This is a genomic window from Aliivibrio salmonicida LFI1238 (assembly GCF_000196495.1).
GTDB lineage: Bacteria > Pseudomonadota > Gammaproteobacteria > Enterobacterales > Vibrionaceae > Aliivibrio > Aliivibrio salmonicida.
In genome coordinates this window covers 514316-534130 of record NC_011312.1, presented here as the reverse complement: position 1 = coordinate 534130, position 19815 = coordinate 514316, and the positions used below count along the sequence as shown (strand labels likewise).

General features: G+C 37.6%; 17 protein-coding genes and 2 pseudogenes. 5 read left to right on the top strand and 14 right to left on the bottom strand.

Going from position 1 to position 19815, the window contains the following annotated elements; genetic code table 11:
• Nucleotides 1-43: 43 nt before the first annotated feature.
• The 13 genes and pseudogenes from VSAL_RS02710 to csrD form a co-directional block, all read right to left on the bottom strand.
• The gene (locus VSAL_RS02710) at nucleotides 44-514 is read right to left on the bottom strand and encodes a type II secretion system protein (protein ID WP_012549290.1); all 471 of its coding nucleotides are present in this window, start codon (nucleotides 512-514) and stop codon (nucleotides 44-46) included.
• Between the two features lie 251 nt (nucleotides 515-765).
• Nucleotides 766-1239 carry a type II secretion system protein gene (locus VSAL_RS02705; protein ID WP_012549289.1) on the bottom strand — a complete coding sequence of 158 codons (474 nt, stop codon included), beginning with the start codon at nucleotides 1237-1239 and terminating at the stop codon, nucleotides 766-768.
• Nucleotides 1240-1391: 152 nt separating this feature from the next.
• Nucleotides 1392-1955: a prepilin-type N-terminal cleavage/methylation domain-containing protein gene (locus tag VSAL_RS02700; protein ID WP_085941833.1), complete on the bottom strand. Its 564-nt coding sequence runs from the start codon at nucleotides 1953-1955 to the stop codon at nucleotides 1392-1394.
• 87 nt (nucleotides 1956-2042) lie between these two features.
• Nucleotides 2043-2474: a type IV pilus, mannose-sensitive hemagglutinin protein MshF gene (locus tag VSAL_RS02695; RefSeq protein ID WP_231850871.1), complete on the bottom strand. Its 432-nt coding sequence runs from the start codon at nucleotides 2472-2474 to the stop codon at nucleotides 2043-2045.
• A gap of 20 nt (nucleotides 2475-2494) precedes the next feature.
• On the bottom strand, nucleotides 2495-3721 hold the full coding sequence (locus VSAL_RS02690; RefSeq protein WP_012549286.1) for a type II secretion system F family protein: 1227 nt from the start codon (nucleotides 3719-3721) through the stop codon (nucleotides 2495-2497).
• Nucleotides 3722-3731: 10 nt separating this feature from the next.
• Nucleotides 3732-5465, bottom strand: a pseudogene (locus VSAL_RS02685) (GspE/PulE family protein).
• Nucleotides 5455-6528: a tetratricopeptide repeat protein gene (locus VSAL_RS02680; RefSeq protein ID WP_012549285.1), complete on the bottom strand. Its 1074-nt coding sequence runs from the start codon at nucleotides 6526-6528 to the stop codon at nucleotides 5455-5457. Before VSAL_RS02680 ends, VSAL_RS02685 begins: the two are co-directional and overlap by 11 nt.
• Nucleotides 6525-7373, bottom strand: coding sequence for an ExeA family protein (locus tag VSAL_RS02675; protein ID WP_012549284.1), 849 nt, complete (start codon nucleotides 7371-7373; stop codon nucleotides 6525-6527). The genes VSAL_RS02680 and VSAL_RS02675 overlap by 4 nt, the downstream gene beginning before the upstream one ends.
• A 10-nt stretch (nucleotides 7374-7383) precedes the next feature.
• Nucleotides 7384-9024 carry a pilus (MSHA type) biogenesis protein MshL gene (gene mshL, locus VSAL_RS02670; RefSeq protein ID WP_012549283.1) on the bottom strand — a complete coding sequence of 547 codons (1641 nt, stop codon included), beginning with the start codon at nucleotides 9022-9024 and terminating at the stop codon, nucleotides 7384-7386.
• 12 nt (nucleotides 9025-9036) lie between these two features.
• Nucleotides 9037-9378, bottom strand: a complete 342-nt coding sequence (locus tag VSAL_RS02665; protein WP_012549282.1) for a hypothetical protein — start codon at nucleotides 9376-9378, stop codon at nucleotides 9037-9039.
• 1 nt (nucleotide 9379) lies between these two features.
• Nucleotides 9380-10018: a type 4a pilus biogenesis protein PilO gene (gene pilO / locus VSAL_RS02660; RefSeq protein WP_012549281.1), complete on the bottom strand. Its 639-nt coding sequence runs from the start codon at nucleotides 10016-10018 to the stop codon at nucleotides 9380-9382.
• Nucleotides 10011-11474, bottom strand: coding sequence for an MSHA biogenesis protein MshI (locus tag VSAL_RS02655; RefSeq protein WP_012549280.1), 1464 nt, complete (start codon nucleotides 11472-11474; stop codon nucleotides 10011-10013). The genes pilO and VSAL_RS02655 overlap by 8 nt, the downstream gene beginning before the upstream one ends.
• 125 nt (nucleotides 11475-11599) lie before the next feature.
• A complete protein-coding gene (gene csrD / locus VSAL_RS02650; protein WP_012549279.1) occupies nucleotides 11600-13585 on the bottom strand; it encodes an RNase E specificity factor CsrD in 1986 nt (661 codons plus the stop codon).
• A gap of 306 nt (nucleotides 13586-13891) precedes the next feature.
• Between csrD and VSAL_RS22665 the strand changes: the two genes are divergently transcribed.
• Nucleotides 13892-14898, top strand: a protein-coding gene (locus VSAL_RS22665; RefSeq protein WP_085941784.1) for an IS630-like element ISVsa8 family transposase whose coding sequence is annotated in 2 segments (ribosomal slippage) — nucleotides 13892-14270 and nucleotides 14270-14898 — 1008 coding nt in all. Because the reading frame shifts where the segments join, the coding sequence is not laid out codon by codon here.
• Between the two features lie 108 nt (nucleotides 14899-15006).
• Nucleotides 15007-15579 carry a hypothetical protein gene (locus VSAL_RS02635; protein ID WP_231850870.1) on the top strand — a complete coding sequence of 191 codons (573 nt, stop codon included), beginning with the start codon at nucleotides 15007-15009 and terminating at the stop codon, nucleotides 15577-15579.
• Between the two features lie 72 nt (nucleotides 15580-15651).
• On the opposite strand, the gene VSAL_RS02630 is transcribed toward VSAL_RS02635, so the two are convergent.
• Nucleotides 15652-16203, bottom strand: coding sequence for a single-stranded DNA-binding protein (locus VSAL_RS02630; RefSeq protein WP_012549277.1), 552 nt, complete (start codon nucleotides 16201-16203; stop codon nucleotides 15652-15654).
• A gap of 321 nt (nucleotides 16204-16524) precedes the next feature.
• Here VSAL_RS02630 and VSAL_RS02625 point away from each other — a divergent pair.
• The 3 genes and pseudogenes from VSAL_RS02625 to VSAL_RS02615 all read left to right on the top strand — a co-directional run bounded on the left by VSAL_RS02625 (nucleotide 16525) and on the right by VSAL_RS02615 (nucleotide 19814).
• Nucleotides 16525-17938 (top strand): annotated as a pseudogene (locus VSAL_RS02625) (undecaprenyl-phosphate glucose phosphotransferase).
• Nucleotides 17939-17969: 31 nt separating this feature from the next.
• The gene (locus VSAL_RS02620; RefSeq protein ID WP_044583177.1) at nucleotides 17970-19232 is read left to right on the top strand and encodes an outer membrane beta-barrel protein; all 1263 of its coding nucleotides are present in this window, start codon (nucleotides 17970-17972) and stop codon (nucleotides 19230-19232) included.
• A complete protein-coding gene (locus VSAL_RS02615; protein ID WP_012549275.1) occupies nucleotides 19233-19814 on the top strand; it encodes a polysaccharide biosynthesis/export family protein in 582 nt (193 codons plus the stop codon).
• Nucleotide 19815: the final 1 nt, after the last annotated feature.

Genomic DNA, 19815 nt, shown 5'->3' with positions numbered 1-19815 from the left:
AACCAGCGGAGATCGCTGGCTTTAAATTAATCAAGTATAAGTATTAACACTTATCGTCATCAACAGTAATAATTGGTGCTGCTCCTGATACTCCTTCTTTATACTCAACAAAACATTCAGTCGCTCTTATTTCTGAAACGTCAGATAATGTATCTTTCTTAAATGTAGATACATAAGATTTTGGTGTAGTAGTTGCGTCAGGGAAAGAAGTCCAATCGTCACTTAGTCCTACAACAGCAGTAGCAATACCAGCTGAAGTTGCAGTAGGGTAGCCAAATGCAACATCAATAGAGTCTACAGAACCAGATATAGCACCTTCAACACCATTGATAGCCGATTTACCATAAACGATACCTGATGCGCCAGACATTGCGCCTTTTAATCCTTGTAAAGACGACTTACGTGCATCACCTTGAAGGTTTAAAAATTTAGGTGCCGCCGTTACTGCAAGAATACCTAGAATAACGATAACAACTACTAACTCAATAAGGGTGAAACCACCTTGTCTTTTCATATTACTACTCTCTATTTATTATAAATTTGATGGAACTTAAAAGCTGCCACCATTATTGTGAAATCGAATATATACATATTGATATATTTGAAACTTATTTACTTACTAACCCATGACCAATAAACAACCCTGCATTGGTATTTAAATTAATGATGTAAAAAAGACTACTTAACCGCTTTATTTCATAGGTAAAAGATAAAAAAGCCAGCGGATATCGCTAGCTTTTTTAAATATCACTAATAACTATAAGGTTAGCAACCATCATCAGTAACTAATGTCGTAACAGCAGAAGACGCAGTTGCTTCATTGTAAGTTACGAAACACTTAGTAGCCTTGATAGTAGTTTCTGTTGCTCCAGATACTTTAAAACCAACAAGAAGTGAAGATGCACCAGAAACAGAAGCACGACTCCAATCTTCAGCTAAACCAACTACAACACTTTCAATTCCATTATTATCAGCTGTAGGGTAACCATATTTTAACGTAGTACCATCCGCTAGTTTACTATCACCACTAGCATCTCCACGTTCAACACCTTCAATCGCCGCTTTACCATAAACGATACCTGAAGCCCCTGCCATTGCGCCTTTTAACCCTTGTAAAGATGACTTACGAGCATCACCTTGAAGATTTAAAAATTTAGGTGCCGCCGTTACAGCAAGAATACCTAGGATAACGATAACAACTACTAACTCAATAAGGGTGAAACCACCTTGTCTTTTCATATTACTGCTCTCTATTTATTATAAATTTGATGGTACTTAAAGGGGGCACCATTATTATGAAATCGAATATATACACATTGATATATTTAAAACTTATTTACTTACCAACGCACGATCAATAAATAACCCTGCATTGGTATTTAAATTAATTATTATTGTAAGGTAACTACAACTCGGCCACTCTCTGGTTCATAAGTAAAGAAGTGCCCTTCATTCTCTTGTTGAGTATATTTACATTGCTTACGGCTATTATCAGTAATAATTTCCGCTAAATATTTCGCTTTTTCATCCTTAGCATCATCGGTTACATAAGGGGCATTTTGTAATAACATTTCCATTAATAAAATACATTCTTTCGATGTTAATTCTGAAGGATAACCGCCTGTTGTTGCCCCATCTAAATCTTCTCTTGGTGCCATCGGGTAACCCGGACGAAAATCAGACTGATTTGCTTGAGAAGGATCCGTTAGCCAGAACTCAGTTCCGTCATAACTTACTGCATTATAACCGTCAATTTTAGGTCTCGCTTCTGCTTCCCACTGCGCTCTTGCGGAGAGTACAGCAGTTGCATAACCACCTGCAACCCCTTCAACACTCGCTTTTTTCGCTTCGAGACTGACATCTAAAAATCGTGGTAACGCCACTGTCGCCAGCAAACCGATAACAACAATAACGATCACTAGCTCAACCAGTGAGAAACCTTTTTGACGCTTCATAATCATGCTTCTCTCTATCTTATTTTCTTCGTGAATTGTAAGGGATTATACAAAAAAAAACACAGCGCTCGTCAAAAATCATTAACTTTATTTCGTTTCAGAAAAAATAACGTTAACTTTAAAGATGTCATTAATTAACATAACCGAAATCATTTTACCATCCGCTATACCATAGTTACAACGGTTGTAATTACTTTCTTTTATTTCATGAGTTATTGTTATGCTATCTGTGTAAATCGTTTTCTTCTCAGGTAATAACAGAGTTAACCAAGCTCGGCAATCAAGCTTCCCATCATTAAAAACAATCGGCCAGCCTAATGCAGAGAATTGAACATTAATTCCCTCTTTCTGAATTGATGCTGGTTCTCCACTCACTACCCAATAATTTCTATATTCATTTGCCGATGACAATATATCTCGACTTGTCATAATCAAGGCTGCATTTTCAACTTCGGGTTCCATTTTATTCCATTGCCACATAATCGTAGCTAACAGAATAACGAATATTGTCCCCCACATAATTCGGGACGATGACACCATTATGAACCCTTCACTACATCCAACATATTCCACATTGGTAAGAAAATACCCAACGCTAAAATTAAGACCATTCCGGCCACAACAACCAAAAGTAAAGGCTCAATTCTGGCGGTTAATGTTCTTAAATCATAATCGACTTCTCTGTCATAGAAATCGGAGACTTCCAGTAAGAGATCATCTATTTGTCCAGTTTCTTCACCAACCGCAATCATCTGTTGAACAAGCGGAGTGAAAATACCGCTTTGCGCCGCAGTTGCCGACATACTGGTGCCCGATTCAATGCCGTTTTTCATTTCTAATAAACGATTTTCTAAATACTTATTTCCTAGTGCTTCGGCAGAAAGCGCTAACGATTGATTCAATGGAACACCCGATTTAAGCATCAATGCAAAGGTACGAGAAAAACGCGACATTTGTGCCCGAGTGACAATATCTCCCACAATTGGCACCTTTAAACGAAACTTATCCCACTTTTCTCTTCCGTCATCTCGACTAATCCAAGCTTGAAAAGCACAAAATGCCCCCGCCATTGCGGCGATTAGCACATGCCAATAATTAACAAAGAAACTGGATGTCGCCATTAATATTCGAGTAGGTAAAGGCAGTTCAACCCCAAAGCGAGCAAACATACTCGTAAACTGTGGAATCACTTTAACGTTCAATACAAACATCGCCAGTAAGATAAAACTCAGAACAAAAATAGGATAACGCATGGCAGATTTGATTCGCTTACGTGTTTCCATTTCTTGTTCGTAGTAGCTCGCTAACTGCATCAGAGCCTGATCTAAACGACCCGTATTCTCTCCCACATGAATCATAGAGACAAAAAGTGAACTAAACACATGAGGATGCTGCTGCATAGACACAGACAAACTGCGGCCATTGGTTAAGTCACTGGTTACTTCGTCCAATGCTTTTTTTAATATCTTATTGCTGCTGTTTTGTGATAACCCATTCATTGCACGTAATAGCGGCACACCCGCTTTAGTTAAGCTGTACATTTGACGACAAAAAATCACTAATACATCTAAAGGAATATTAGGTTGAAACCATTTCTTCCAATCTAACGTACTTGATGAAGAGCCAAACTTACTCGCAACAATGGAGGTTGGGATAATCCCTTCATTCATCAATTGCTCAGCAGCCCCTTCTTGAGAAACCGATTCAACACGACCAGACACTTGTATGCCACGTGCATTTCGACCACTGTATTTAAACATCGCCATTATTAACGCCTTACATCAATATTGGCTGATGAGAGGCGGCATTGTCCCCTTCACCAAGGATCATAACTTCATCAAGACTGATGATGCCATTCATTGCTAACTCCATCGCAGAAGCGAGCAATGGCTTATATTCTTTATTTTCTCTGGCCTTATGTGAGAAACTAACGGCATCATTAGCGCGTAACGCATCCATCATTGGCTGATCTAATTCTAATAATTCAAATACACCAATACGGCCACGATAACCGGTTAAATTGCAATTCTGACAACCATGCCCACGTCTAAATGGCACTGAGGCTTGATTTGGGAATCGAGCTTCTAACCATAATTTACGAGGTTCATCTACTGCATCTTCACCTGAACATTCAGTACAGATCTTTTTAACTAATCGCTGTGCCAATACCGCACGAACAGCACTGGCAACTAAGTACCCAGGCGCTCCCATGTCCATCATTCGCAATGCACTGTCCACTGCATCATTCGTATGCAAAGTAGATAATACTAAGTGACCTGTTAATGCAGCTCGTAACCCGATCTCTACCGTCTCTTGATCACGCATTTCACCAATCAGAATGATATCAGGATCTTGACGTAGGAAGGTTCTTAAAATCTTCGCAAAGGTTAAATCGATTTTAGGATTAACCTGAACTTGGTTTATCCTAGGTAAGCGGTACTCGACTGGATCTTCCGCTGTAATTATTTTCTTACTTGGTTGATTTAACTCGTTTAATGCGCCATACAACGTCGTTGTTTTACCAGAACCAGTCGGTCCGGTAACCAAGATCATACCGTGCGGACGACGAAGTTGTTTACGTAATCGAACCAAGAGATGATCAGGTAACCCTGAATATTCTAATTCACGAATACCTGTCGTTTGGTTCAATAAACGCATCACGACTGATTCACCATATTGAACTGGCATGGTTGATAAACGAATATCAACGGATTGACCACGCGTCTTGATATTAAAACGACCATCTTGAGGTAATCGCTTTTCAGAAATATCCAAATTCGCCATTAACTTCAAACGTAAAACCAGTGCAGAGGCAATATTAACTTCGTTTAATAATGTTTCGTGCAGCACACCATCAATACGTTGACGTAAACGAAGGACTTTATCATCCGGTTCAATATGAATATCCGACGCACCAACTTGAATCGCATCTTCAAATAAAGAATTGATCAGTTTTACAACGGTAACTTCGTCGTTGTCGTTATCTGAGATACCAAAATTAAAATCGTCATTTTCTTTATGTTCAGATTGAAGTTGCTCAGCAAAAGAGGCGATTTCTTTGGTTCGACGATAAAAGCGATCAAAGCTATCAAAGCTATCAACCAGTTGCCTTTCTGATGCGATAACCATTTCGATATTGTATTGCTGAAGCTGTGAAAAAAGTGCTTATTGAGCAAATAAATCTGCGGGATCACTCATTGCAACACGGATAGTGTTACCCTGCTGACTTACCACTAACGCTCGTAATCGACGAGCATGAACTTCTGGTAATAAATGTACGGCCGCGGCATCAATATCGGCACGATTTAAATCAATTAATGGCACATCTAACTGCTGAGATAAAAACGTCAGCATTTGTTTCTCAGTTAAAAAACCAAGTTGGATTAATGTTCCGCCAAGTTTACGTCCCGTTTTTTTCTGCGCAGCCAGCGCTTGTTCTATCTGTGCTTCTGAGACAATGTTTTCTTCGACTAATAGATCACCAAGTCTTTTTCTTAACTTAAGACGCATTATTCACTTCCTTCATTGTCTCTAATAACTTAATTCGGTCTCGAACAAACACTTGAGATGAGCGGGATAAGCCCGGCTTAATCAATGCTGATTGATAAGTATCATAAGCTTTATCAATCTCTGCTTCTCTCTCATAAACAATGGCAAGACCTAACCACCAACGACCATTATCAGGGTCTTTATTGACGAGCATTTGATAGCTTTCTTTTGCTAAATCGATAAATTTTAATTGTTGAGCTAACCCACCACGCGTGGCTAAATAATCAATAGAGGCTTCTAAAGGAATGTATTCGACAACAGATAACGCCGCTTCTGGCTGCTCTTCTCTTTGTAATAAACTTGCCAACGCTAAACGCAAAGTCACGCTGTCATTATCTAGCTTTATTCCCTGCTGCAAAACGACCGCCGCTTCTTTCACTTGATGCTTACCATAGAGTAATGCAGCTAACTTCTTACGTGAATCGTCATCTCTTGGCTGATATTTAAGTACGGTATAGTACTCAAGAATGGCTTGTTTAAAATCCGATTCATCAAGTGCTTTTCTCGCTGCGGATCTACTTTTCTCTGCTAATTCAGAAGGTAACAACTCAACTTCTTCGACATAAAATGCATCACTTTCAGACTTAACGTTCTGCTTAGTAGAAATGACTGGTACCGTATTTTCATTCTTTACTGTTGGTTTTTCTGCTGTTGATGCCGTCTTAATAATTGCAGTCGGCACTGGAGTCGTTATTTTTGCTGCCTGCTTTTCCGTTTTATCACGGCTTTCAGATAAATAAATCGAACTGACGGATTCAGGTGTGCTGTTTTTTGTCGGAGAATTGGAGGCTAACTCAACGACCGCTGCATCATTAGCGATGGGAGTCGTAACCGGTGTTGGCTCGTTATTTAACGTAGCCCAACCGAGAACTGAAATTGAACTTAATAAACCAATAGCAAAAAAGAAAGGCGCTTTAAATCTTGATTCCATATTTGGCACTATCGCAGGCGAAATCGTCGATGTATTCTCAACATCTGATTTTGCTTTAGTGATATTCAATAGAGCTTTATTGGTGACACTCACGCTTTTCTCCAACCCCAAAACTTAGGGAAATAATAGGTAGGTTTCATTGTGTCTGTTGTATCTTTAATGGCACTAAAAACAGAACGAGAAGATACGATAATTAACTGCTCAGAAAACGAAATTAACAATGATTTATGGCATACCTGATTAATCAACCGCGGAACCCCTGTTGTCGCTCGCCAAATAGCTTTCATTTGAGTCAATGAAAAAGGATTCACTTCACACCCAGATTCAGTCATTCGGAAACGAATATAAGCCACCGTTTCACTCATAGTTAATGGTCTTAATGTGGCTGAAAACGTAATTCGTTGACGAAGTTGTCTTAAATGGTATTGCTGTAATCTTTCATCTAATTCGGGCTGACCAAACAACACTATCTGTAATAATTTTTTATAGTCGGTTTCTAAATTGCCAAACAATCGTAAGGTTTCTAATGCTTCATCACTTAATGCCTGAGCTTCATCAAGAAAAACAACGGCTGTTTTTCCTAGTGCTTGTAACTCTATAATTTTCTCATGAATACGATCCGTTAAAGCAATATCGTCTCCATGCTGTTCAATCCTTAACTCTTTTGCTAACGCTTGACGTAATTCATGTCCATTCATCACAGGATTAGGCAAATAAAGTAACTCAACATTACTCGGCAGCTGATTCATTAGCATTCTGCAGACTAGTGTTTTTCCAGTGCCAATTTCGCCCGTTACTTTGATGACTCCCTCTCCCATTGATATCGCAGATAACACGGTTTGAATTGCTTCATAATGAGGCAACAATCCATGGAAAAGCGATGTGTTTGGCGTAAGCGTAAATGGAAGCTGCTTCAGCCCAAAATGGGATTCATACATAATCTATCGATTACTCGTCAGGAAACCATTCTTGCAAAAGATCACGTGAGCGTTCTAACTCTTCTTGCCATGTATCAACCCCAACAACCGTTGGCTTAAGCAAGATAACTAACTCTGTTTTAGTCGTTAATTGACTGACATTTCGGAATAAATGCCCAAGAACAGGAATATCACCAAGGAACGGAACTTTTGATACTTGATCAACCGTTTGTGATTTCATCAATCCACCAATAACAACGACATCTCCGCTTTTTGCTCGGATAACAGAATCAGATTCACGGATAGAGCTTTTGGCCAGCGGTAGCTCAAGAACCCCTCCAACATCACCTAAATCGATGATCTTTGTTTCTGTTTCAACATCGATAACGGATGGGTGAACGTGGAGCATCACATTCCCTTTATCATCAATTTGGGGCGTAACATCCAATGAAATACCAGAGAAAAATGGCGTTAATGTCACTTCTGGTGATGCATTCGAATTATCACCATTGCCAGTTACACTAGAGACTTCAGTGACGAAGTATTCATCACGACCCACTTTGATCACGGCTTTCTGGTTGTTGGCAGCCGTCACTCTCGGGCTTGAAAGCACATTCAAATCCCCTTGAGTATCCATAAAACTTAATACAGCTGAAAAATTACCATCAGAAACCGTAATATTGGTTTGTCCGCCCAATAATGATCCAATAGCATCCATACCAGGCAGAACTCCGGCGGTTGTTCCTGGGACTTGTCCAAAAACAATATCAGTGCCTCCAACCGCAGCCGTTAAGTTAGACCAATTAATACCTTGTTGGTAACCATCACTGAGTGTCACTTCTAATAATTTAGCTTCTAGGATTACTTGACGCTGTAAGCGCTTATGTGAAATACCTAAGAACTGTTTCACTTTACGCAATTCATCAGGAGAGGCCGTAATAGTGATCACACTTGCTTGAGGTGATACAACGACACTTCGCCCAGAACCATTACCTATCATGACTGAAACGGCTTTTTCTAGTTCTTTCCAAAAATCACTTTCACTCGTTGTTTCTATCTCAGTGCCACCAGTAGCAGAGGAGGAAGATGACGAAGACGATGAGTTATTCGAATTAGAACTATCATTACTATTCGATGAGTTACTGTCTGAATTTGTAATCGACCCTGTAGTGATTGTCGTTAAAGAACGACCCTTACGTGTTAATTGTAAATAATCAACGGGGATCGTTTCGGTGCGGATCGTCGCAGGATAAACTTGCAATACCTTGCCTGATTTTATGATTTCATAACCATAAAGATCTTCAACAGAGCGAAGTACTTCATCCAACGTCACTTCATTTACGTTCATCGTAATTCGACCGCTGACATCAGGATGCAATATCACACTGTATTCTGTGCCTTTTACTAAGCTTGTAAAAAAGGCTTTTGCACTCACGCCATTCGCTTTGATTCTAAATCGTTTTACGGGCTCATCAATTGACACCGTTGATGAGTTTAAATCAGGCATTAAATCGGCTTGTATTGAAGCAGGTAGATCATCCAATAATTGACCGCCATTATCATTAATAGATTGATCTAAGGTTTGTTTGATCTCCGTTGGATCTCGATGGCCCATTGAACAACCTGCTAAAGAAGCGACCATTAACCCAACGATGATTTTACATGCTTTCATTTACTACAAACCTTAATGTTTAATGTCTTGTGAAAATAGAGAAAGTTCCCACCGCTTACCAGCACGGCCAATAAATACGTTATCGTCATTAATTGATAACAGCGTATAGCCAGAGATCTTTTCACCTTGCTTCATGGATTTATCATCTAACACAGCGTAACAATCAGCATTCCCACTGCCATTACAATTAATTGCCTGTAATGATGGGAAATATTGACTTTTTTTCACTATTTTTTTCTGCTGCGGTTCAGGCTTCAACCAACTTAATGGCTCTGTAGGATCGTGTCCCGCACTGATTTCTGATGCATTAATCGACGATGCTAATAATACAAATAATAAAAGGAAATATTTCACATTAACCTCCAATGAACCCTTTACTTGAACCGAGGGTGTATACCTCAATACTTAACTCAGCATTTGGGTATGTTTTCACTTTATATTGAAAGTTTCTCCAATAATATTTCACGGGCAATGATTCTAAATTTGAAAGGTATTCTTCAAAATCAAAATAACTCCCCGAAAGCACAAGCTTAATCGGGTGAATGTAATAGCCAGCGTTACTGTTCTCATCTAATAATCGCTCAGACGGTAATGTACTCATCGAACTCAATCTTAATTTTGATGATTTTTGTAATACGGTTTCAAGTAACTGTGCCATTTGACTTGGCGAAACTAAAGCAGCAACCCGTTTAGATAAAATATTCGCTAAATCTTGGCTTTGTAACGTTAGCTCTTTATATTCTTTATTAATTTCAAGGTTTGGATCTTTTTGCAATCGAAATTGAGCTAATTCAATTTGTTGTTTTAATGATGAAATAGAATTCGTCACTCGAGACAGTTGTTGTTCCGCTTTTTGCGTTTTCGCCATTTGAGGTTCTATGACTAGCGTTAAAGAAATAAAAATAACCGCAACCCAACCCACAATAACAATGAGCATTTTTTCTCTTTGTGATAACGCTAAGAAAGCGTCTTTTGCTTTAATCCAATTATTCATTACTTTCCTTTGACACGGTTGTATTTAAAGTAAATGACACAACCCCTTTTTCATCTGTTTTTATGTTTAATTGAGCAAAAGTTCGACCGACTAAATGCAATTCACTTTCAAAGCTCTGTATCCAACTAGGTACAACATCTGGCGTTCGTGCAAAACCAGTAAAATTAACGTCATTACCAGAAATATAAATTTTTGTTAGGGAGATATTCCCTTTACCAATTTGAGTAAGGCTACTCATAAGACCGGAGTACCCCACTTGCATCCCTTCATCAAAATTATCGATCATTTTTAATGATGCTTTCTTGGCGTTAATATCGTCTTTTAATCGCTTTATTGCCGCCAATTTAGCGGCCGATGGTTTATGCCCAGCCAACTTTTTATTTACTTCAATCAGCTCTTGGTTGTAGATACTTTCTTGAGATGATGCCAGTGCGACTTTATTTTCAACGCCATAAAGTTGCCATTGATAGTAACCTGCAATAATACCTACAAGAACCATACCAACTCCCCAACTAATCAATGCATTGGGTAATGTTAAATAATCCGTTTTCGGTTTTAAGGTATCATTATATAAATTAATATTTGGCTTATTAAATAACCCTAGCCAACTCAGCACTTCCCCTGCTCTAAAGACTCTTGGTTCATCCACAAGCAGTGAGGCAACCTTGACCCCTAAACGATTTTGTAGCTCAGTGGATAACGTTGAATCATCTTCATCATCACAGCGAAAATAAAGATGATTAATATTGACACCTTGCGAGTGAGCACTTAAATAATCTAATGATCGTTGTAATTCTAAAGCTAAATTATCGAGTTGAAAGTGACTAGATTCATCGCCGGTTAAAGGCGCTTTAATTCCGCGCAAAGAACGATTTAAATGTAAGCGCCCTTCATTAAACGCCAATAATTTAAAGTCTGCTGATTTACTGTGGCAAAGTAGCATAAAACCATCTTGCTCTGGTTTTGCATTTGCCCACGTTAATTCATCAGGCGTAATATTAATAACTTGAATAGAGAAAGGTTGTAAGAGGTCAACAATAGACTTTATCGTGGCAATCTGAGAAATATATACCTGCAATTTACCATTACTGGTTTCAATGCCATCAGCAACAATATCAGATACGCGATCCGTAATAAGATCTTTAACAAGAAAAGGAAGCGCACCAATTAGCTCTTCTTTAGGAATATTCGGTTTTTCAATTTGAAATGACTGATAAAGATGAGAGCCTACAATTATATTGGCTCCACAGTCTGAAACACCAGCTTGTTGGCAAGCACTAACTAACGCTTCTTTCCAAGCTTGCGGATGGTTAATTTCAGTATAATGACTTTCTTTAAGTTGGTTATCATCATCGCTTTTCGCGATATAGATACCACCTTGTAATAGAACAATTGATGTCGTTGTTTTAATAGAACGAGAAAGTGTCAGTTTCTTGAATGCATCCATCATATTCATTAATTACGTAATCTCTATATTGCTTTCATTACACTGAACACCCGTCTTTTTTTCCGCGACGGATTAATCATGAATGATACAACATTCTATTCTTAAGACATATGGGAATTATCTGAAAAATGAGATCAATAACGTTTTTCCCAACGATTCCTTCGTTTAGGGATCGCGATTTTCTTTTGTTGATGAAAAAGACTGGTTTCAACCTCAAAAATACGACCTTGACCGCCTTTAACACCCAACTCTTTTAATCGTTTTAATTCTTTGTCTTTCTCTATACCAACCGCAATAACCTGAGCCCCTGTCGTTTCACAAGCCCCTAATAAGCTTCGTACAAACAGTTGATTTTCATATCGTTGATGGATGTCTTTAATCAAACTTCGATGTAATTTCACGTAATCAACATGCAAATCTTTAATATAGTGAGTACTTACAATAGTGCGACCTGCCTGCTCTACAACCAGCTTACAACCAAAACTTTTTAACATTTTTGCAATTGGTCGTACTGAATCTAAATGCGTCACAACTTGCCCTTCCGCTAATTCAAAACTTAATCGTTGTAATTCTTCTCTTGGGGTTTGTAATAACCGATCTCTTAACTGGCGAATAAATGCACTATTTTGTAAACTTTTTATATGTAAATGGACAGAAAATGAATGTTGAGACATTTCAGTATCATTTAATAATGGAAATGCTTGTTTTAAGACCGCACTATCAAGCTTTATTTGATAACCCACTTGCTCTATCGCGGGTAAAAAGCGAGACGCTTTTATTTGAATACCATTTTCATCTTTAATTCTTGAAAATAACTCCAAGTGAAGTGGGATTATATTATTCCCTTCAAATAAAAAGGTAGTTTGTTTATAAAGCACGAGTTGCTCTTGTTCAAAAATAGCATCAAACAATGTACGCCAACGGACACTCCCCAAACTCTCGATTAGTTGTTGCTGTTTTTTAAATAATGACCAACTATTGTTGTTTTGTAATAGTGCACTACGATGAGCCATATCTAACTCATTCATCAGTCGCCCACGTTGCTCACCACTGACATACATGCTCACACCAATATGACACCAATTATCAGCATCTAAACTTGTTGGAGGTATGATTTTCTCTACCATTTTTAAGCACTGAGAAGACAGTAATTTCGCTTCTTTTAATGACTGTTGAGGAATAAGAAGAGCAAATTCAGATGTGTAATAACGCGAAAGTACACTATCACTATAACGTTGAATCAAATTATTTAACTGCTTCCCTAATTCGACAATTAACTCATCACCCGCTCGCTTTCCTTGTTCTTCAATCAGATCTTCCCATCCATTAATTCTCAACAGAAGTAAAACACCCTGACTTTCAGATTCTTGCAATGTGGATTCTAATTTACTGTCAAACAAGACTCTATTTGCAGAGCCCGTCAATTGATCTAAAAAGGTATGAGTTCGAATAAATGTATCAAATCGACTGCGCTCTTTACGTGCATCTTTTAATTCAGCGATCACATTATCTAACGCCAAACTTGCGGTCGCGGGCCACTCTTCTTCACTACCCACTTCATAACTATCGACCTTTCCGGCCAAAAGCATTCTCCCCCTTTCTTCTAAGAGCTCCGAGCCATAAAGTTGCTTTCTTAACCACACCACTCCCCAAAGTAGAGAAACAACAATAATGGCAATGGCTGCAGTGATAGAAAACAAAGCACCTAACGAATAAGTAAACGCACTATAAGGAGGTAAAGATTTAAAGGTAATCGAATACCCTTTATTAAGATCGAGGGGATACGTTTTTTGATAAAGTAAATTATCATCGGGAAGGATGGCTAACGATTGAAAAGCATAAATAGGACCTGATTCTGATGACAATTCCATGCTCATTACACTACTGGCTTTTAATAATTTTGGTAACCATTTCGCCATTGATGTCGCTTCTTCTGGTTCTAGAAGCTCTTCATCAACCACATTAACAACACCAACCAAATAATGATCTAAGTATTCGGTTCCAATTTGTTTAAAGGATATTGCTCCACCCACGAATAAAACAAAAATAGCAGCAGAAACCATTAAAGTAACAAAGGAAATAAGGCGGTTACTTAATCGTAAATTAGGGGTTTTTCTCATTGAACTCTTCTTCCCTGAAGGTATGTACCAAAATATGATGCCCTTAGTTTCAGTAGGTACATCTAAACATGTATTACATATAATACAAATATTTCACTTATATCTCTATACAATGCTCACTGTTAATAACAGATACTAAATGTATTAGTCGACGATACCAAGAGAACTCCCATAATAATATAAGGCGTACGCGTGAATATTGAGCTTAAGTAGTTAATGATAAGTTTTCGAGAATGAAGATTTCGCCTTTACCATATATCCATATGGTATTAAAATGAGTATTTTAACGTCAGTGTCTATATCATAATGAAAGCAGTTAATCCTTTAACAGACAATGAAAAAATAACCCTAAAAGAAGCGATCGCTAATCATCCAAAAAATAGAGTAAGAATACGAGCACATGCGATTATTCTCAGTGATAAAGGCTACTCTATTTTAGCGTTAACTGATATTTTAGACGCTAAATTTGAGACCATATCGTCATGGATAGACCATTGGGAAGCCTGTGGAATGCTCGGATTGTATGACGCTGTTCGTATAGGTAGAAAACCTATTTACACAGAAGCAGAAGTATATCGTTTGAAGTCATTGGTTGATGAAGAGCCACATCAACTTAAACGAGCACAAGCAATACTTGAAGAAGAAACAGGTAAAAAATCCAGCTTAGACACTATTAAACGAAATATAAAAAAAGTGATTACAGTTACAAAAGAGCCCGACACTCATTAAAGTTAAAGCGTGACGATATGAAATTCAATAATTTCAGTAATATATTGAATTCATTGATTGAAATGGAACGTACGAATAAATGTGAACTCTTTTATTTTGATGAGTCAGGCTTTAGTCAGAAATCTAATCTTCCTTATTGTTGGGGACCTATCGGTGTTCAATCGCTAAGGCCTGCTCATTCACACAGCAAACGGCTCAATGTTCTTGGCTTCTTAAGTAGACAAGGTAAATTGAGTTTTCAAACAACGGAAGGAAGAGTAACTACCGATACAGTAATTGATGCATTTGAGCACTTTATCAACGCACGAAAAAACGATAAGCCATGCTTTATTATCTTAGATAATGCCTCTTTTCATAGGTCAGCAAAATTTAAACAAAAATTGCATGAGTGGTTGATGAATGATGTATTAGTTTGTTATCTACCACCGTACTCTCCAGAGCTCAATATCATTGAGATATTGTGGAAGAAAGTAAAATATGAATGGTTACCATGTGAAGCGTTCAAAACGTTTGAAGACCTCAGTATTAACATCAAAAACATATTAAATTATTACGGCGAAAAATTCACAATAACTTTTGCGTGACTACTTAACTCAAAAAAAACATTAACCTTCTTTCTTTCTTTAATTGTCATATTGGTTATTGCAAATTGCTTTGCGGTTATCTCCAAGCAATACCTAAACTACTCTCATATGGAAACTATCATTCGTTTATTTGATCTAGACAGAGAGATGAATGTTCCAACCCTTTACTCTTCATGTGCCATGATCGTTGCAAGTATTCTTCTTGGATTAATCGCTTATATCCATAAACAGAAAAAAGAACGTCACTTAGCCTGGGCTGGTCTAAGTGGGATTTTCTTATTCCTTGCTCTTGATGAAATGACTGAACTGCATGAAATGTTAGTTGGTCCTGTTCGTAACTCACTACACACAACAGGCGCACTCTATTTTGCTTGGGTTATCCCTTATGCGGTTTTACTTGTCATTTTTGCTTTAACTTACTTTAAATTTTTATTTAGACTGCCAAAAACGACTCGTAATCTATTAGTGATTTCAGGTATTGTTTATGTTTCCGGAGCATTAATGATGGAGTTAATTGGCGGTGCTATTTCTCAACAATATGGTACTGACTCTCTAATTTATTCAATAAGTTACAGTATAGAAGAAACCTTGGAAATGTTAGGGATTGCTTTCTTAATATACACAACCACAACCTATATTAGTGCTCAATTCCCTAATTTAACCATGACAATTAAGAAATAATTACTTCTTCCGCCTACAAAAAAAGCCTCAATGATTGAGGCTTTTTTTTATGAAACAATTAAAGATATATTCCTAAAATGGAATATCATCATCAAAGTCCATTGGTGGCTCATTATATTGAGGCTGAGCTGCCTGCGGTGCTTGTTGTTGAGGTGCTTGTTGTTGCTGCTGTTGTGGAGCAAAGTTATTTTGCTGCGCAGGTTGTTGAGGTTGACCCCAATTGCCTTGCTGCTGTTGCTGCTGTCCACCAGCTGGAGCGCCTTGACCTTGACCACGACCACCAAGCATCTGCATTACACCGTTAAAACCTTGAACTACAACTTCTGTAGTAAAACGATCTTGACCGCTCTGATCTTGCCATTTACGTGTTTGTAATTGACCTTCAACATAAACTTGAGAGCCTTTACGTAAATACTCACCAGCAACTTCCGCTAATTTACCAAACAGAGCAACACGGTGCCATTCTGTTTTTTCACGTTGTTCGCCAGTTGCTTTATCACGCCATGATTCCGACGTTGCAATTGTAATGTTTGCTACCGCACCGCCACTTGGCATGTAACGGATTTCAGGATCTTGCCCTAAGTTACCAACAAGGATAACTTTATTAATACCACGGCTGGCCATAGTTTGCTCCAGATAAATTAGAAAGGATGAAAAGTGTTCACCCGGTTATATATACAGTAGTTCGCAGTTTAACACGTTCATCACTATTTCTGATACCCCTAAACAGAGAATCCGTTCGCTCAAAAATAAAAATAGGGACGAAATTCGAACAAAATATAAACATGGTTAGAAAAGAAAAATAATAAATGTTAGAAATTCTAGTTACTTAATAAAATAAACGATATTATTGGGATGTCATTTTTTTGACGCGACGTTAACTTAACACCTGTAATTATCGACTATACTGCTCTAATTACGTAAATCAATGCGACAAGAGGCTATATGAAACAACAAAATATAAAAATGATCACAAATAGCTATCGTAATATTAACAAAGCATTTGATTTTATATTGATAAATCTCATATTAGTTTTTTTTACTTTCGCTTCAGGGCTTTTCAGAAACAGCCGTAGACTTAGCTGTAGGTTTACTGTTTTCTGTGATTTTTTTATTAATCAGCGAATATCTCAATATTTACGATATAAACAGTAAATTTGAGCTACCAAAATATCTTTCAAGGCTATTTCTTGCACTTCTGCTTTCAGGAGTAACATTACATGTTTTAAAACTCCGATTAAAAGGCATGGAAGGGGCTAGTATTAGCCATTTTAATAATCAGTTATATATGATTTGGTACTTAACGGTTTTTGTCGGACTCTCTATACCACGTATAAGTTGTAATCTTTGTTATCGATATTTAGTGTTACCAAATACAAAAATAAAACACATTGCAATAGTCGGGTTAACCCCTGCAGGACTAGCCATTGAAAAAGCGTTATTAAAAAAATACAAACAACAAAAAATACACATTAGCTTTTATGATGATCGTTCAAATGACCGCTTTAGCTATATGGCAAAAAGTAGTCATGATGGAAAAATATGCGATCTCATTGATAAAGTAAAAAGCAATGATATTAGTGATGTTTACATCGCTTTGCCAATGGTGGCAAGAGACCGAATAAAAGACACTATACATCAGTTATCAAACTCGACAGTAGATGCTTTTATTGTTCCTGACTTATACACTTATAAATTAAATGTCTCTCAAATTACACGTATCGGAAATGTACACACGTTTAGTATTTTTAGCTCACCTTTTGAGGGATTTGGAGCGGTAATAAAACGTATTGAAGATCTTATAATCGGCTTTTTAATCACTTTATTAATTTTACCTGTTTTATGTATTGTTGCTCTTGGTGTGAAGTTAAGCTCTCCCGGCCCTATATTATTTAAACAAGATCGCTATGGCTTAGGCGGTAGGAAAATAAAAGTATGGAAATTTCGCTCAATGAAAGTTATGGAAAACTCAGGAACCGTCACTCAAGCAACAAAAAATGACCCACGAGTAACTCGTTTTGGTAACTTTATTCGCAGAACATCATTGGATGAATTACCACAATTTATCAATGTATTACAAGGTAGTATGTCTATTGTTGGTCCAAGACCTCATGCTGTAGCACACAATGAAGAATATAGAGTATTGGTCGACAACTACATGGTACGCCACAAAATAAAACCGGGTATTACCGGCCTAGCGCAAATTAGTGGCTATCGTGGTGAAACAGACACACTCGATAAAATGGAAAAACGTATTGAGTATGATATTAAATATTTACAAAACTGGTCACTTTCGATGGATATAAAAATCATTTTTCTAACCGTATTTAAAGGTTTTGTCAGTGATACCGCCTATTAAGCTTGCTTGCACTCAACGGGTCTTATTGCTCATGTTTTATATGATGAGCAGCTTTTGCTATGCCGCATTAACCCCAAAACCACATATAGGGCCAGCAGGAATAGAATTTCAAAGTAACGTAGATCTTGATTATGGATATGACGACAACGTTAATTTTCAATCGGAAAAAGCCCCTCATGTAACGTCGGATTTTTTTAATCTAAAGCCTTTTTTAAAATTAGAAGGTAAACGTAACGCGGACACTTACACAGTTGAGTATCTCGGTGATTATCGTCAATATCAAAACGACGCGACTTCGGATGATTATGATGACCACACAATAAGGTTCATTGGATCCTGGGAAAAAGGCCTTAATAATGACCTCTTATTTACGATCGAAAATGTCTTAGCTCACGAAAATAGAGGAGAAGGACTTACTGATGGTTTATCTGCCGAACAGTTTAAACAATACGGTATAGATGATGTTTTGAAAACGAATATGCTGAACACTGAACTTCGCTACAGCATTGATAAGCAAGACAGCATTGGTAAACTCAGTTTTGCGGCCCAATATAAAGAATTTAGCTATGACGGCAGAGAGTCCAATGATGTCCATAAAAATAATTTCAACCAATATATTAAAGACCAAAATTGGAACCAGACTACATTTACCATAGAGTTATTTGACCAAGCGTCAAGCCGTACTCGATTTCGATATTCGATAATCAGCAACCTAAGAGACTATGAAGAAGATAACAAAAAAAATACAAATGAAACCTTTTTGGTCGCCGGAATAAAAAGCCAACAAACAGGAAAAACCACGATAGATGCCAATATTGCATGGTTGTATAAAACCTTTCCAAACCAACCTGATTCTCAAGGCTTTAGCGGATTAAACTGGGATGTTGATATAGCTTGGAGCCCTGTGAGATATTCAACCTTTCATTTGTTTACTGATCAACGGGTAGAAGATCCAACAGAAGTTGGAGGATATGTTTTAAATACCAAATATGGTACACGTTGGGAGCATTTTTGGTGGTCTAATAGATTTTCTAGTGAATTAGGGTTTAATTATGAAACCAGTGCCGATCAACATAAAAACGATGGTAAAACAACCACAACCACAGACGCTATGGCAAAATTAACATATAAATTTAGACCATCAATTATACTAGAGCTAAGCTATCAACAAATGATTAATACTTCAGACAAAGAGTTTGATGATTTCACTATCAATAACTCGGCAGAAACCATTATCCAGACATTAGGTTATGACAAATCCATTATTATGTTTACAACTAAGGTGCAAATTTAGATGAAATCCTTCTTTATATCTTTTTGCTTATTCATCTCTGTGCTCTCTCACGCTTATGCATCAGAGACTTCACCAGTAAAGAATACAGAAATACAAAAATCAGACACCACGATTCAGAAAGATGATCTAGGTTATGTATTAGGGGCTGGTGATAGTATTCAGATATCGGTATTTAAAGAGCCCGATATGACCTTACGTTTGAAAATTCACCGCGGTGGATTTGTTAATTTCCCTTACCTTGGTGATGTGCAGTTATTGGGAAGAACTCCAGCACAAATAGAAAAAGACATAGAAACTAAATTGGCTGACGGGTACATCGTCCAGCCAATGGTAACCGTCAGTATTGAGTCCTTTAGAAAGTTCTTTATCAGTGGTGAAGTTGCAAACCCTAATGGGTACGAATTTCAACCAGGATTAACCGTTGAACAAGCGATTGCGATGGCTGGTGGTTTTACTGATCGGTCAGATAGAGATGGCATTAACGTCCGTCTAGCCGCTACAAATGAATTAATTGAAGATGTGGGTCCAACCTATCCAGTAGGTCCGGGCGATGTAGTTATTATTGAACAGAGTTTTTTCTAAA

Excerpts from the sequence above, each read along its gene's own strand:
- VSAL_RS02700 (WP_085941833.1), bottom strand. The coding sequence starts at position 1,955 with ATGAAGCGTCAAAAAGGTTTCTCACTGGTTGAGCTAGTGATCGTTATT.
- VSAL_RS02655 (WP_012549280.1), bottom strand. The coding sequence starts at position 11,474 with ATGAATATGATGGATGCATTCAAGAAACTGACACTTTCTCGTTCTATT.
- VSAL_RS02630 (WP_012549277.1), bottom strand. The coding sequence starts at position 16,203 with ATGGCCAGCCGTGGTATTAATAAAGTTATCCTTGTTGGTAACTTAGGG.
- VSAL_RS02635 (WP_231850870.1), top strand. The coding sequence starts at position 15,007 with ATGGAAACTATCATTCGTTTATTTGATCTAGACAGAGAGATGAATGTT.
- VSAL_RS02710 (WP_012549290.1), bottom strand. The coding sequence starts at position 514 with ATGAAAAGACAAGGTGGTTTCACCCTTATTGAGTTAGTAGTTGTTATC.
- VSAL_RS02690 (WP_012549286.1), bottom strand. The coding sequence starts at position 3,721 with ATGGCGATGTTTAAATACAGTGGTCGAAATGCACGTGGCATACAAGTG.
- VSAL_RS02705 (WP_012549289.1), bottom strand. The coding sequence starts at position 1,239 with ATGAAAAGACAAGGTGGTTTCACCCTTATTGAGTTAGTAGTTGTTATC.
- mshL (WP_012549283.1), bottom strand. The coding sequence starts at position 9,024 with ATGAAAGCATGTAAAATCATCGTTGGGTTAATGGTCGCTTCTTTAGCA.
- pilO (WP_012549281.1), bottom strand. The coding sequence starts at position 10,018 with ATGAATAATTGGATTAAAGCAAAAGACGCTTTCTTAGCGTTATCACAA.
- VSAL_RS02675 (WP_012549284.1), bottom strand. The coding sequence starts at position 7,373 with ATGTATGAATCCCATTTTGGGCTGAAGCAGCTTCCATTTACGCTTACG.
- csrD (WP_012549279.1), bottom strand. The coding sequence starts at position 13,585 with ATGAGAAAAACCCCTAATTTACGATTAAGTAACCGCCTTATTTCCTTT.
- VSAL_RS02615 (WP_012549275.1), top strand. The coding sequence starts at position 19,233 with ATGAAATCCTTCTTTATATCTTTTTGCTTATTCATCTCTGTGCTCTCT.
- VSAL_RS02620 (WP_044583177.1), top strand. The coding sequence starts at position 17,970 with ATGTTTTATATGATGAGCAGCTTTTGCTATGCCGCATTAACCCCAAAA.
- VSAL_RS02695 (WP_231850871.1), bottom strand. The coding sequence starts at position 2,474 with ATGTGGGGGACAATATTCGTTATTCTGTTAGCTACGATTATGTGGCAA.